14 protein-coding genes are annotated in these 11,983 nt (G+C 67.3%); 8 read left to right on the top strand and 6 right to left on the bottom strand.

Translation table 11 applies throughout. The features are described from left to right. Window positions 1–182 precede the first annotated feature (182 nt). The 4 genes from ACW18A_RS12685 (at window position 183) to ACW18A_RS12670 (ending at window position 3,497) form a co-directional block, all read left to right on the top strand. Window positions 183–506, top strand: coding sequence for a hypothetical protein (locus ACW18A_RS12685; protein WP_492022080.1), 324 nt, complete (start codon window positions 183–185; stop codon window positions 504–506). Window positions 507–786: 280 nt separating this feature from the next. Beyond that, on the top strand, window positions 787–1,740 hold the full coding sequence (locus ACW18A_RS12680) for an ABC transporter ATP-binding protein (protein ID WP_492022079.1): 954 nt from the start codon (window positions 787–789) through the stop codon (window positions 1,738–1,740). Further along, complete coding sequence (locus ACW18A_RS12675; protein ID WP_492022078.1) at window positions 1,737–2,504, top strand: ABC transporter permease; 768 nt, start codon at window positions 1,737–1,739, stop codon at window positions 2,502–2,504. Before ACW18A_RS12680 ends, ACW18A_RS12675 begins: the two co-directional genes overlap by 4 nt. A gap of 48 nt (window positions 2,505–2,552) precedes the next feature. Further along, a complete protein-coding gene (locus ACW18A_RS12670) occupies window positions 2,553–3,497 on the top strand; it encodes a hypothetical protein (RefSeq protein ID WP_492022077.1) in 945 nt (314 codons plus the stop codon). A 1-nt stretch (window position 3,498) separates the two neighbouring features. Here ACW18A_RS12670 and ACW18A_RS12665 read toward each other — a convergent pair whose 3' ends face one another. After that, the gene (locus ACW18A_RS12665) at window positions 3,499–3,900 is read right to left on the bottom strand and encodes a hypothetical protein (protein ID WP_492022076.1); all 402 of its coding nucleotides are present in this window, start codon (window positions 3,898–3,900) and stop codon (window positions 3,499–3,501) included. Between the two features lie 48 nt (window positions 3,901–3,948). Beyond that, on the bottom strand, window positions 3,949–4,464 hold the full coding sequence (locus ACW18A_RS12660) for a DUF4844 domain-containing protein (RefSeq protein ID WP_492022075.1): 516 nt from the start codon (window positions 4,462–4,464) through the stop codon (window positions 3,949–3,951). A gap of 64 nt (window positions 4,465–4,528) precedes the next feature. Between ACW18A_RS12660 and ACW18A_RS12655 the strand changes: the two genes are divergently transcribed. Then, window positions 4,529–5,149 (top strand): hypothetical protein, encoded by a 621-nt coding sequence (locus ACW18A_RS12655; RefSeq protein WP_492022074.1) that lies wholly within the window; start codon window positions 4,529–4,531, stop codon window positions 5,147–5,149. A gap of 79 nt (window positions 5,150–5,228) precedes the next feature. After that, window positions 5,229–5,900 carry a DsbA family oxidoreductase gene (locus tag ACW18A_RS12650; protein ID WP_492022073.1) on the top strand — a complete coding sequence of 224 codons (672 nt, stop codon included), beginning with the start codon at window positions 5,229–5,231 and terminating at the stop codon, window positions 5,898–5,900. 169 nt (window positions 5,901–6,069) lie between these two features. Here the strand turns inward: ACW18A_RS12650 and ACW18A_RS12645 are convergent, their stop codons facing one another. From ACW18A_RS12645 to ACW18A_RS12630, 4 genes are all read right to left on the bottom strand, one after another. After that, a complete protein-coding gene (locus ACW18A_RS12645; protein WP_492022072.1) occupies window positions 6,070–6,657 on the bottom strand; it encodes a hypothetical protein in 588 nt (195 codons plus the stop codon). A 150-nt stretch (window positions 6,658–6,807) separates the two neighbouring features. Further along, a complete protein-coding gene (locus ACW18A_RS12640) occupies window positions 6,808–8,616 on the bottom strand; it encodes a methyl-accepting chemotaxis protein (protein WP_492022071.1) in 1,809 nt (602 codons plus the stop codon). Between the two features lie 508 nt (window positions 8,617–9,124). Further along, on the bottom strand, window positions 9,125–9,292 hold the full coding sequence (locus ACW18A_RS12635) for a DpnI domain-containing protein (protein ID WP_492024390.1): 168 nt from the start codon (window positions 9,290–9,292) through the stop codon (window positions 9,125–9,127). A gap of 281 nt (window positions 9,293–9,573) precedes the next feature. Next, on the bottom strand, window positions 9,574–10,344 hold the full coding sequence (locus tag ACW18A_RS12630; protein WP_492022070.1) for a DpnI domain-containing protein: 771 nt from the start codon (window positions 10,342–10,344) through the stop codon (window positions 9,574–9,576). Between the two features lie 23 nt (window positions 10,345–10,367). Between ACW18A_RS12630 and ACW18A_RS12625 the strand changes: the two genes are divergently transcribed. Further along, entirely contained in the window at window positions 10,368–11,201 is an 834-nt protein-coding gene (locus ACW18A_RS12625) for a BglII/BstYI family type II restriction endonuclease (RefSeq protein ID WP_492022069.1), read from the top strand. A gap of 130 nt (window positions 11,202–11,331) precedes the next feature. After that, window positions 11,332–11,979 (top strand): MT-A70 family methyltransferase, encoded by a 648-nt coding sequence (locus tag ACW18A_RS12620; protein WP_492022068.1) that lies wholly within the window; start codon window positions 11,332–11,334, stop codon window positions 11,977–11,979. The last annotated feature ends 4 nt before the right edge of the window (window positions 11,980–11,983 follow it).

The following is an 11,983-nucleotide window of genomic DNA, read 5'->3' as shown; positions in this document are numbered from 1 at the left end:
GGATTGCGGATCAAACAGCCTGGCGTCGACCGATCTCTGCACCGCAGCCGCCGGGACGAGGATCGTCAGGAGCCGTCATCTGGCGGCAGCCCTGAAAACCGCTATGGTTCGGACGACGAAATTGCATGATTTCGTTTTTTCTGACTGCGCCGGCGTCCCGTCGGCCCTGGGGGACTACACTCATGAAGACCAATCTTTTCGTGGCGGCTTCGGCCGTCGCTCTCATGTTCGGCACCAGCGCCATGGCGCAGGCCACGATGACCGTCACCAACGACGGCGAAGTGGCCATTGTTGGCCTGGCCATCTCGGGCGAGTCTTCCGATGATTTCGGTGACAACCTGCTCGACGAAGAAATCGCCCCGGGCGAAGGCGTCGAAGTGACCTTCGAGGTCGGCGACGACTGCGTTCAGGACGTTCAGGCCACCTACGAAGATGGCGACACCGAAGAAGTCATGGGCGTCGACCTCTGCGAAGGCGGCGACTTCGACATCGAGGACGAAGACTAAAGCGAAGACGGCGACGAGGAACAGGAGCCGAATTCCTGCTCACGCCTGATGTTGCGGCGGCTCCCGAGAGGGGGCCGCCGTTTTCGTCGGGGGCTCAACTGCGGTCGACTGTGGTCGCCACAGGTCGATGCGAACCAGACTTTCCATTGCGGTGGCTCGCCGATGACCGCTGGCCACCCGCTGCGGAAATTCAGGCTGTCAGCGTCCCGCTGCCTTGAGCCGCGACCGAACGACGCCATATTGCGGCCACGGCGCGTCGGACGCTGGGGAGACGCGCCGAATGCCGCCGGTCATCGACATCAAGGGTCTGAGCAAGACCTACGCCTCCGGGCTGCAGGCGCTGAAGCCCATCGACCTCCAGATCGGCAAGGGCGAGATCTTCGCCCTGCTGGGCCCGAACGGCGCCGGCAAGACGACGATGATCTCCATCATCTGCGGCATCGTCACGCCCTCGACGGGCACGGTCACGGCGGACGGTCACGATATCCGCAAGGACTACCGCCAGGCCCGGATGAAGATCGGCCTGGTGCCCCAGGAACTGACCACAGACGCCTTCGAGACGGTGCTGGCCACTGTGACCCTGAGCCGGGGTCTGTTCGGCCGTGCACCGAACCCGGCCCACATTGAACAGGTCCTGAAGGACCTCAGCCTGTGGGACAAGAAGGACGCGAAGATCATGACCCTGTCCGGCGGCATGAAGCGCCGGGTCATGATCGCCAAGGCCCTGAGCCACGAGCCCGACATCCTGTTCCTCGACGAGCCGACCGCCGGCGTGGACGTCGAGCTGCGTCGCGACATGTGGAACCTGGTCCGCCGCCTGCGCGAGAGCGGCGTCACCATCATCCTGACCACCCACTATATCGAGGAGGCCGAGGAGATGGCCGACCGGGTCGGCGTCATCCTCAAGGGCGAACTGATCCTGGTGCAGGACAAGACCGAGCTGATGAAGAAGCTGGGCAGGAAGACCCTGACGCTGAACCTGCAGGACCCGCTGGAGACCCTGCCGCCCGAACTCGCGGACTGGGACCTGACCCTGCGCGCCGAAGGAAACGAGCTGGAGTTCGTGTTCGATTCCAACGCCGGGAAGACCGGCGTGCCGTCCCTGCTGCGCCGCCTGTCGGACCTCGGCATTGCCTTCAAGGATCTGAACACGAGTCAGAGTTCGCTGGAGGATATCTTCGTCAGCCTGGTCCACCGCGACCCGGCCACGACCGAAACCGGAGCCGCCGCATGACCTTCAACGGCCATGGCGTCTGGGCCATCTACAGGTTCGAAATGGCGCGGGCGATCCGCACCCTGTGGCAGTCGATCGTCACCCCGGTGATCACGACGGCCCTGTATTTCGTCGTCTTCGGCTCGGCCATCGGCAGCCGCATGACCGAGATCGACGGCGTCCCCTACGGCGCCTTCATCGTGCCCGGCCTGATCATGCTGAGCCTGTTCACCCAGTCGATCTTCAACGCCTCCTTCGGCATCTACTTCCCGAAATTCACCGGCACCATCTACGAGCTGCTGAGTGCGCCCGTGTCGCCGTTCGAGATCGTGCTGGCCTATGTCGGGGCCGCCGCCACCAAGTCGGCGGTGCTGGGGCTGATCATCCTGGGCACGGCGGCGCTGTTCGTGCCGCTGCAGATCCTGCATCCGGTGTGGATGCTGGCCATCCTGATCCTGATCGCCACGACCTTCAGCCTGTTCGGCTTCATCATCGGCATCTGGGCCCAGAGCTTCGAGCAGCTGAACTTCATCCCGATGCTGGTGGTGACGCCCCTGACCTTCCTCGGCGGCTCCTTCTATTCGATCCACATGCTGCCCGAGCCGTGGCGGACGATCACCCACTTCAACCCGGTGGTCTATCTGATCTCCGGTTTCCGCTGGAGCTTCTACGGGACCGGCGACGTGCCGATCGTGTGGAGCCTTCTGGCCACCGTCGGCTTCCTGATCGCCTGCCTCGCCATCGTCGGATGGATATTCAAAACGGGCTATCGTCTGAAGACCTGACCGTTCCGTCATTGGACGCCCCCCTCGTTCGCGGCTAAGACCCGTCCCATGTCGTCCGAGACCCCTTCAGGCCCCCCCGCTGAAGACCGTCCGACCGAGCCGTTCTCGCGCGGCCGGATCGTGTGGTCGCGCCCGCCCCAGCCCGTGTTCCGCGTCGGCCCCCTGCCGCGCGTCGCGCCGGCCCCGGCCGCTCGTCCCGTCCGTGGCTCGGGCGCGGGTATCCTGACCGGCTCCATGATCCCCCAGGCCCGGGCCGCGTCCTCCGCCGCCGAGGTTCTGGCCGAAGCGCCGTTTCAGCCGGTCGTCGAGACCGAACCCCCCGCGCCCGAACCCGTCGCGCCAGAGCCCGTCGTCGCCGAATTCGAACCGGTCGCCGAACCGGTCGCAGCGGTGCCCGCGCCGCAGGAAATCATCATCGAGCCGGAGGCGCCGGAACCCGCCGTCACCGTGCCGCCGCCGCTCTCGACCGAGGCGAAACCGGCCGCCAGGCCGCGCGAACTGCCTTCGGTCGTCGTGACCCCGGCGATCTACGCCTCCGTCGGCGCGGCCATGCAGACGGTGGCCCGGGGCGACCGCTGGCCGATCGTCGCGGGTGTCGCCGCCCTGGTCGTCATCGGCGGCTTCATCTGGCTGGCCACCCTGCCGGCACCCCAGCCCGTCGCCCCGGCGCCGACCCCTCTGGTCGCCGATGCGGCGTCGCTCGAAGAGACGCCCCTGGTCGAGGCGGCCTCGGCCGTTGTGGAACGCCCCGCGTCGACCCGCGCCGCGCCCGTTCCTGCTGCCCCTGCTGCCCTTGCTCCCGTGAACCCCCAGCCGCGCCGCCCGACGCCGACCCAGGCCGCGCCCGTGGTGGTTCCGTCCGCGCCGGTCGAGACCGCGCCCCGGTCCTATATCGAGGCCGCCCCCCTGGGCGTGGAGCCTCAGACCCCGGCCGCGCCCGCGCCGGCCGAGCCCGTTCCGACCGCGCCCCAGCCCCTGGATCAGGGCCGCTGAACTAACGCTCCGCCGCGCGATACGGCAGGTAGCCCCGCTCGACCATCCGGCGCAGGCCCTCATAGGCCTCCGACAGTTCCTCGTAGATGGCGCGCATGTCGGTCAGCTTCTGCGCCTCGCCCGGGCCGATGGCGTGGCCCGCTTCCGACAGTCTCAGCGCCTCGGCGATCCAGCGCGCCCGCGCCGTGGCGGCGGCCACGGCCAGCCTCTGGAAGGCGGCCGGTTCGGTGTGGTTGGCGCCCAGCCCCAGAACCTGCGGGATCACCTCCCGGTTCGAGACGAAGGCGGTATAGTCGATCTGTTCCAGATGCCCGCGAAGCTTGCGCTGCTCCTGCGGGTCATTGTCGCTGGGTTCGAAATGATCCCGGCGGTTGCGATAGCTGGACGTCATCATGCTGGACATTCAGGCTTCCTCGGGCGTTGTCCCTGGGGGGAGCCTGCGCCCGATCGGTTAACGGCGCGTCAGCAAGCGTGGCCGGTCCGGCGCGGCCCAGCCGGGAGGCAGGGGCTCCGACCACCCCTCGGGCGCAGCCTCCGACGCCGGGAAATAGCCGGTCGCCGAGCGGAAGCCGAGGATGTACCAGATCTCGATCAGGTATCCGTGCAGCCGGGTCTGGTCTGCCGCCGGCCGTTTCGACGCCGCCCCGATGGCGATCCCGAGCCGCCCGGCCACGTCCGAGGCCTCCAGCGGCCCGTCCGCCTCGGCCAGGATGTCGTCGATCACCCCGTCGACCCAGGCCGACAGGGTGGCCCGGTTCTTCGGCCCCTTCGGCCCGGCGTAGGCCTCATCGGCGTGGAATTTGTCCTCGTCGCGCAGGGCCTGCAGCCGCGCCCGGACCTCGCCCCCGAGCATCGTCCGTTCCTCGTAGAGCGGCTCCGGCCCCGGCTTCCAGAGCCGCCACACCAATCCGCCGGCGGCGGCGGCGAGCAGGACGAGGGTCGCCAGGATGCGCGCGTAATGTGCCATCCCCCATCATAGCCGGCGCGCCGCCCTGTGCTAGGCTGACGCCGCGTTGGGACCCGGGGGGACGATGACGATGACGCTGCCGCAGGCCAATCTGTTCGACTATTTCTCGGCCTTCGTGTCGGTGGTCCTCGGCCTGGCCGTGGCCGACATCGCCCACAGCGTGCACAGGCTGCTGGTCGCCCGGAAGCGGGTGAACTGGAGCCCGTTGCCGCTGCTCTCGGCCCTCGTCATCTTCACCCTGATCATCGCCTATTTTCTCAGGCTCTGGGAGAAGGGCCTCGGCATCAGCGAGATCAGCTTCTATCGGGTGGCGCTCGAGGCCGCCTATGTCCTCCTCCTGTTCCTCGTGGCGGCGGCGACCCTGCCCGACGAGATCCCGCCCGAGGGGCTCGATCTGGAGGCCTGGTATATGGAGAACCGGGCCTATCTGTTCTGGCTGGCGGCCGTGGTCCAGGTCTGGAACCTCGTCGACTTCGTCCTCCATTTCCCCGAACACGCGGCCAAGGCCGAGGCCATCCCCATGGGCGACTGGATGGCGGTGGGCCAGGCGATCGGCGCCATGATCCTGACCGTGGTCCTGGCGCACAGCTCGCGGCGGTGGCTGCACGGGATCGCCTTCGTCGGCATCCTGATCCTGGCCCATTTCGGCTTCCGGGACTTCGCCATCGGCTACGTCCCGGACTGAGCCCGAGGACTGGCGCTGCCCCCCGGCGCCCCCATATGCAACATGAACCGTTGCGGAGCCCCCGCCCATGACTGAAGCCATGACCAGACCCCTGCATATCGACTTCGTCTCCGACGTCGTCTGTCCCTGGTGCGTCGTCGGCCTCGGCGGGCTCGAGACGGCGCTCGAGACCCTCAAGGCCGAGGGCATCACCGCCGAGATCGCTTTCCAGCCGTTCGAGCTGAACCCCGGCATGGCGCCCGAGGGCGAGAACGTCGGCGAGCACATCGCCGCCAAATACGGCTCCACCCCCGAACAGTCGGCCGCCAACCGCGCCATGATCACCGCCCGCGCGGCCGAGGCCTGGCCCGGATTCGCGATGAAGATGGGCGCCGACAGCCGCATCTGGAACACCTTCGACGCCCATCGCCTGCTGGCCTGGGCGGGCGAGACCGGCGGCGAGGCCCAGAAGACGCTCAAGGCGGCCCTGTTCCGCACCCATTTCACCGACGGCGCCAACCTGACCGACGCCGGCGTCCTGACCCGGGCCGCCGAGGCCGCCGGCCTCGACCGCGTCGAGGCGGCCGAGGTGCTCGCCTCCGGCCGCTACGCCGCCGAGGTCCGCGCCGAACAGGCCCTGTGGCGCAGCCGCGGCATCAACTCCGTCCCCGCCGTGGTCGTCGAGGGCCAATACCTCATCTCCGGCGGCCAGCCCGCCGCCGTCTTCGAGGAGGCCCTCCGCAAGATCGCCGCGGAACAGGCGGCGGCCTAGGGCTTTTTCTTTCGTCATTGCCCGGCTTGACCGGGCAACCCAGCGGCGCCGAAGGCGATCTGTTCAGGCACGATGTCGGAAGCTGGCGTGCGTGGCAGGTTCGCGCTCGCGCGCGCCGCTGAGTCCCCCGGTCTCGCTACGCTCGCCGGAGGATGACGAAAGAGGGGCCTCACGGAAACAACGCCGCCACCCCCTCCGGCAGCCCCGCCTGCTTGCGCCATTCCTCGCGATGCAACGCCACGATGTTCCGGTCCATCGTCGCCTGCATCCTCATCGTCCCGTCCTCGCCCCAGATCGCGGTCGCCCACGGCTGCTCCCGGTTCCGCTCCCGATCCCCGGCCGCGACCTCGGCGCCCAGATGTTCGGCCCGCCACGCCAGGACGAAGCCGAGGTGCCACAGCGGCACATCCTCCACCGGCCCGCCCGCCATCGACTGCGCCAGGGTCCTCGCCAGCGCCCGCTCGTCCCTCAGCCGCCGCTCGAACCACTCGACCTGATCCTGGGCATACCGGTCCCAGCCCTCGACCGGCTCCGGCGTCGGGTCCTCGGGCCGGTCCCGCTCCCACCCCTCCGCCGCCCGCCGCCGCCACAGATTGGCCAGTCCGACATCGAACCGCCGCGCGCACGACGCCGCCGTCTCCCCGCCCTCCCACGCCCGCCGGACCCTGGCCCAGGTCTCGTCGTCCCGGAATTTCCTGTAGCGATGCAGCCTCATGGACCGCAGCCTCGCATGCCCCTGCGCCGAAATCGGACGCATCTCCCTCTCCCGTCGGGAGAGGGGTCAGCGTCCGCGCCTTCATCGCGCTCTAGGCACCGTTGACCGGCTTGCCATCCGTGCGGCCCCTGGTGGCCTTGAGTTCGTCCACCCCGGCGCAGACGCCGCAATGGATGTCGGCCACCGGTGTCTTTAGGCCGCCAGGCGCAGGCCGTTCCCCTTGGCGATCTTGAAGCCGGCGACGAGGCTGGTGAGATGGGCCGCTTCCTGGCTCAGGTTGTGGCTGGCGGCCGTGGTCTGTTCGACCATGGCGGCGTTCTGCTGGGTCGCATTGTCCATCTGGTTGACCGCGATATTGACCTCGGCGAGGCCGGTGGCCTGTTCGCGCGCACCGCCGGCGATATCGGCCACCAGCCCCTCGATACGGCCGAACTCCTCGACCACCCCGGCCAGGGATTGGCCGACCCGGGTGACCAGGGTGACGCCGCTCTCGACGCTGCCCGAGGCCTGGGCGATCAGGCCCTTGATCTCCTTGGCGGCCTCCGCAGAGCGGTGGGCCAGGGCCCGCACCTCCTGGGCCACCACGGCGAAGCCGCGGCCGCTGTCCCCGGCGCGTGCCGCCTCGACGCCTGCGTTCAGGGCCAGGAGGTTGGTCTGGAAGGCGATCTCGTCGATGACGCCGATGATCTGCGAGATCTGGCGCGACGAGGCGTCAATCCGGCCCATGGCCTCGATCGCCTCTCCGGCCACCGAGTTGGACTCGCCGACGACCAGGCGGCTGTTCGACATGGATGTCCGGGCCTGGCCGGCGTTTTCTGCGGTAAGGCGGACTGTGGCTGTGACCTCGTCGAGGGCGGCGGCGGTCTGTTCGAGGCTGGCGGCCTGCTGCTCGGTGCGCCGTGACAGGTCGTCGGCCGCGGCGGCGATCTCGCGCGCGCCCCCGTCGACGGCCCGGGCCCCGGCCGTGACCTGGGAGATGGTGTCCTCGAGCGCGCGAAGCGAGCGGTTGAAGTTGATCCTGAGCGCCTCGTACTCAGGCGGGAAGGGGTCGAAGATGGTCTGGCTCAGGTCGCCCTCGGCGAGGGCGCTGAGGCCGTCGGCGATGGCGGTGACGACTGTCGCGCGCTGGCGTGCCTCGGTTTCGGTCAAGGCGAACTGCACCTCACGCTCCTGATGCATCTCGTTGTCACGGGCGTCCTGGGCCACGCGGGCGGCACGGCGCTCCAGCACCGCTTCGCGGAACATCCCGACCGAGCGGGCCATGTCGCCGATCTCGTCGGTGCGGTTCCGGTGCGGGGCCTCCTTCTCATAATCGCCCTCGGCCAGCCGGCCCATATAGCCCGTCATGGTCAGCACCGGACGCACCACCCGGCCGCGCAGGGACAGGATCCCGCCGATCACCACCATCAGCATCGCGAGCGAGGTGGCGGCCAGAAGGCCGTAGATCCACCCCGTCAGGGTGTTCGCCTCATCCACCTGGCCCTCGGCATGGGTCGTCGCGTCAGTCGCGAGCGCATAGATGATCGTCCGATGCGCCTGATAATGCACGCTCAGGGTGACGATCGTCGCATCCATGGTAGCGATGTCGCCCGCCCGCAGGGCCGGCAGAAACGACTGGTCCATGACCGTCCAGAATTTCTGCGCCTCGGCATCGGACCGGTCCAGATCAGTCCGGATTTTGGACGTCAGGGGCTGTGCGGCCCAGTATTGGAGACGCGCGTCATATTCACCGTGCAGCCGGGTCAGGTCAGCTTCGATCTCCCGGGCCTTGTCCAGCTCGTCAGGGCCACGGTGGGCGGTGAGCAGCGATTCCACGACATAGAGGGGCGGCGGCATGACGTCGGCCAGCAGGATCTGGGCCTGGGACTGCTCCACCGAGATCGGCCCGCCCACGCGCAGGGTCTGCAGCGAAAAGACCGCCGCCCCGGTCGTCAGCACAAAGCCGAACAACAGGAGGACGGCGAAGATGTTCAGAACACCACTTATACGCACAGACGACATGTCGATCTCTCCGACTGATCAAGCTCGTTCCCACGCAAGGGGTTAATGCGGTGATACCGCAGACACTCGATCCGTCGTCCCGGCAGGCGCCTGACCGTCCCCCGGGGCCCTTGGCCCGGGCATTGCGCGGATCGGTCGCAGGGGTGGGCCCCGAGGGGCGGTGGCAGGATACCACTCTGACGGCCACCCCGGCGCCACGCTGTCGGGCAGGTCTGCCCCTTCCTTTCGTCATTCTCCGGTCTGCGCCGCGAAGGCGCGGCTTGCCGGAGGATGACGAAAGAAGAAGAACCCTCTCCCGGTGGGAGAGGGCTTGAGCGCACGGCGGCGATCCTTCTCCCCTTGCGGGAGAAGGTGGCCGAGCGAAGCGAGGTCGGATGAGGGGTCACGCTGACCTCAAAGTCCTGGGTGGCTTCCACTCACTCCGACCGCCGGTGCGACCCCTCATCCGTCAGCCCCCCGATCAAGTCGGAGGGCTGCCACCTTCTCCCGCAAGGGGAGAAGGAACAGCTCACGTCGTCCTTGCGTCCGTGCGGCCCCTGGCGGCCCTGAGTTCGTCGTCCCCGGCGCAGACGCCGCAATGGAAGTCTGCCACCGGCGCCTTGGCGGCAAAGGCGGTCAGGGGCGTCGCGCCGCAGTCGGGGCAGAAGCCGTTGGCGGCGACCCGGCCCTCGCTCAGGACGCGGGCGTTCCGGGTCGGCCCCTTGAAGACCGCCGACCTTCTACTCTTTCGTCATCCCCCGATCTGCGCCGCGAAGGCGCGGGTTGCCGGAGGATGACGAAAGACAAGTTTCCCTCTCCCGTCGGGAGAGGGCTTGAGCGCACACGAGCGTCAGCGAGTGTTCTTCGCGCGAAAGGGTGAGGGCCGTGCGTTACCGGTGAGGCTCGACCCTCACCCTTTCGGCCAAGCCGCATCGCTCCGCTCTGCGAGCCTCAAGCCCTCTCCCACCGGGAGAGGGGTCACGTCCGCCGGTACGACCCGCGCCCGCCGAACTCCAGCCACCCCATATCCCGCAGCACCTGCAGCTGCTGCCTGATCTTCGGACGCACATTGTTGTTGCCCGGATAGATGGCCGCCAGCCGCGCCTCGAACCCATAGACCTCGGCCAGGGTGAACTCCGGCCTTCCGACATCCTCGACGCACTTCATCACATCGAGCAGCCAGCCCCGCGCGGTCGGCGCAGCGTCGCGCAAAAACAGCGTCGCCCGCCACTGATCCAGCACGGTCTGTTTCGCCACATGCGTCCCGGCCCGGATCAGCGGAATACGCCCCGCCAGCGGCACCTTGCCGATCAGGATATTGCACCCCTGCCAGCCCGCACGACGCGCGGTCATCGACAACGACCTGCGCGGCTCGATGATCGCTTCGGTGAAAAAGTGGCTGGGCACGACGATCAGGTCGGTGACGCGGGTGCGGGCCTTGTCATAGCCCATGACCATCAGGCTCGGATTGTTCGCCGCCGCCAGCCGCGCCTTCATCGCGCCCCAGGCCCCGTTGACCAGTCTGGCGTCGGTGCGGCCCCTGGCGGCCTTGAGTTCGTCGTCCCCGGCGCAGACGCCGCAATGGACGTCGGCCACCGGCGCGTTGGCCGCGAAGGCGGTCAGGGGCGTCGCCCCGCAGCCGGGACAGAAGGCCTTGGCGGCGACCCGGCCCTCGCTCAGGACGCGGGCGTTCCGGGTCGGCCCCTTGAAGACCGCGGCTTCTTCGGTGTCGTGGGTTGTGGCGAGCACGGAATCCGACGCATCGTGCCGACATGACGGATGAACCAATCGAGATCGACGAGTTTGAAGCCGCAGTTTCCGCTGGCGATGAAACGAACGATCCCAACGAGGCTGCAGACCCGCAGTCCTTGGTAGACGACACGATGCCGCCGGAGCTTCTCGCGAAGTACGAAATCTACAGCTATCGCAGCGCGGCCACGATATTGGCCATGAGCCATAAGGAAGAGTTCAAGGACCTTTGTGACGCGCTGATGGAGTTCACAATCACCGATTCAATCATCCGTACGGCGGGCGGAAATGAATCGGAGGTTCCGAAAATCCTTTCCAAGATGCTGAGGCCTAGAGACTGGCGAGAGACGATCATCAGGGGCGACCTGCACATCCAGAAGATCTCAAAGCGAATGATCACTGTCGGTAAGACCGGGAAGCCGCTCGCCAAACCCCGCTACGAACCGGATACCGTTCCGCTCAAGCGGGAGAAGTATCTCGACGGACACAAGGTCGACTACGTGAAAGGCAAGGTCGCCTTCGATCTGGAATGGAACAGCAAGGATCAGACGTTCGACCGCGATCTTTATGCGTTCAGCGCCTTCGCACAGACCGGAGTTGTCGACGTAGGTGTGTTGGTGACTCGGGGCACGGAAATGACTGACTACATCCGGGCGCTGGGCCCTGCGCTCAAAAAGGACGGCACGGTGGAAATGAAGGACGGGGTCGCGAGGACCACGGCCGCCAAATACGGAGCCAGCACAACCTGGATGGGCAAACTCCTCTATCGCCTGAACGCGGGACGAAATGGTGCCTGCCCGGTGCTGGTTATCGGCATCACGCCGCGTTGCGTGGGGCCGGACGTGGCAGTCGCGTAGACATTCCGTCTACTTTTTGTAGACAAATTGTCCGGAACAAAGCATGAACAAGGGTATGCAGCGCGCATACCTTGCCGTTACGCTCCGTAACGCGCGTGACTGATTCCTTCCGCTGCGCGGGGACGAACGCATGCCTTACGACGCAGACCAGCCTGATACCGGCAGTGATCTTCTCACCTTTGCAAAAGGCCGCAAGTTCCGCACCATCCTCGCCGACCCGCCGTGGCAGTTCCAGAACCGCACCGGCAAGGTCGCACCCGAGCACAAGCGGCTGAACCGCTATTCGACCATGGACCTGCAGGCGATTTGCGATCTGCCAGTAGCCGAGGTCGCCCAGGATACGGCGCACCTCTATATGTGGGTGCCCAACGCCCTGCTGCCCGAGGGGCTGGAAGTCCTGAAGGCTTGGGGCTTCAACTACAAATCCAACCTGATCTGGCACAAGATCCGTAAGGACGGCGGCTCGGACGGTCGGGGCGTGGGCTTCTATTTCCGCAACGTCACCGAGATCCTGCTGTTCGGAACGCGTGGCAAGAACGCCCGCACCGAGGCCCCCGGCCGCAGCCAGGTCAATATGCTCCAGACCCGCAAGCGCGAACACAGTCGCAAGCCTGACGAGCAGTACGATCTGGTCGAGGCGTGTAGCACCGGGCCGTATCTGGAGTTGTTCGCGCGCGGCGAGCGGCCGGGCTGGGCCGTCTGGGGCAATCAGGCGGACGAGACCTACGCGCCGACGTGGAAGACTTATTCGTACAACTCGTCAGTGGCGGCGGAGTAGTCTA

The sequence above is a fragment of the Brevundimonas sp. AVps5 genome, from assembly GCF_058681515.1.
Note: the sequence above shows the minus strand (reverse complement) of the source record. Positions and strands in the feature narration are given on the sequence as shown.

Coding starts and splice junctions, on each gene's coding strand:
- ACW18A_RS12655 (WP_492022074.1), top strand. CDS start 4,529: ATGACGATGACGCTGCCGCAGGCCAATCTGTTCGACTATTTCTCGGCC.
- ACW18A_RS12680 (WP_492022079.1), top strand. CDS start 787: ATGCCGCCGGTCATCGACATCAAGGGTCTGAGCAAGACCTACGCCTCC.
- ACW18A_RS12660 (WP_492022075.1), bottom strand. CDS start 4,464: ATGGCACATTACGCGCGCATCCTGGCGACCCTCGTCCTGCTCGCCGCC.
- ACW18A_RS12685 (WP_492022080.1), top strand. CDS start 183: ATGAAGACCAATCTTTTCGTGGCGGCTTCGGCCGTCGCTCTCATGTTC.
- ACW18A_RS12675 (WP_492022078.1), top strand. CDS start 1,737: ATGACCTTCAACGGCCATGGCGTCTGGGCCATCTACAGGTTCGAAATG.
- ACW18A_RS12670 (WP_492022077.1), top strand. CDS start 2,553: ATGTCGTCCGAGACCCCTTCAGGCCCCCCCGCTGAAGACCGTCCGACC.
- ACW18A_RS12645 (WP_492022072.1), bottom strand. CDS start 6,657: ATGCGTCCGATTTCGGCGCAGGGGCATGCGAGGCTGCGGTCCATGAGG.
- ACW18A_RS12665 (WP_492022076.1), bottom strand. CDS start 3,900: ATGTCCAGCATGATGACGTCCAGCTATCGCAACCGCCGGGATCATTTC.
- ACW18A_RS12625 (WP_492022069.1), top strand. CDS start 10,368: ATGACGGATGAACCAATCGAGATCGACGAGTTTGAAGCCGCAGTTTCC.
- ACW18A_RS12640 (WP_492022071.1), bottom strand. CDS start 8,616: ATGTCGTCTGTGCGTATAAGTGGTGTTCTGAACATCTTCGCCGTCCTC.
- ACW18A_RS12650 (WP_492022073.1), top strand. CDS start 5,229: ATGACCAGACCCCTGCATATCGACTTCGTCTCCGACGTCGTCTGTCCC.
- ACW18A_RS12620 (WP_492022068.1), top strand. CDS start 11,332: ATGCCTTACGACGCAGACCAGCCTGATACCGGCAGTGATCTTCTCACC.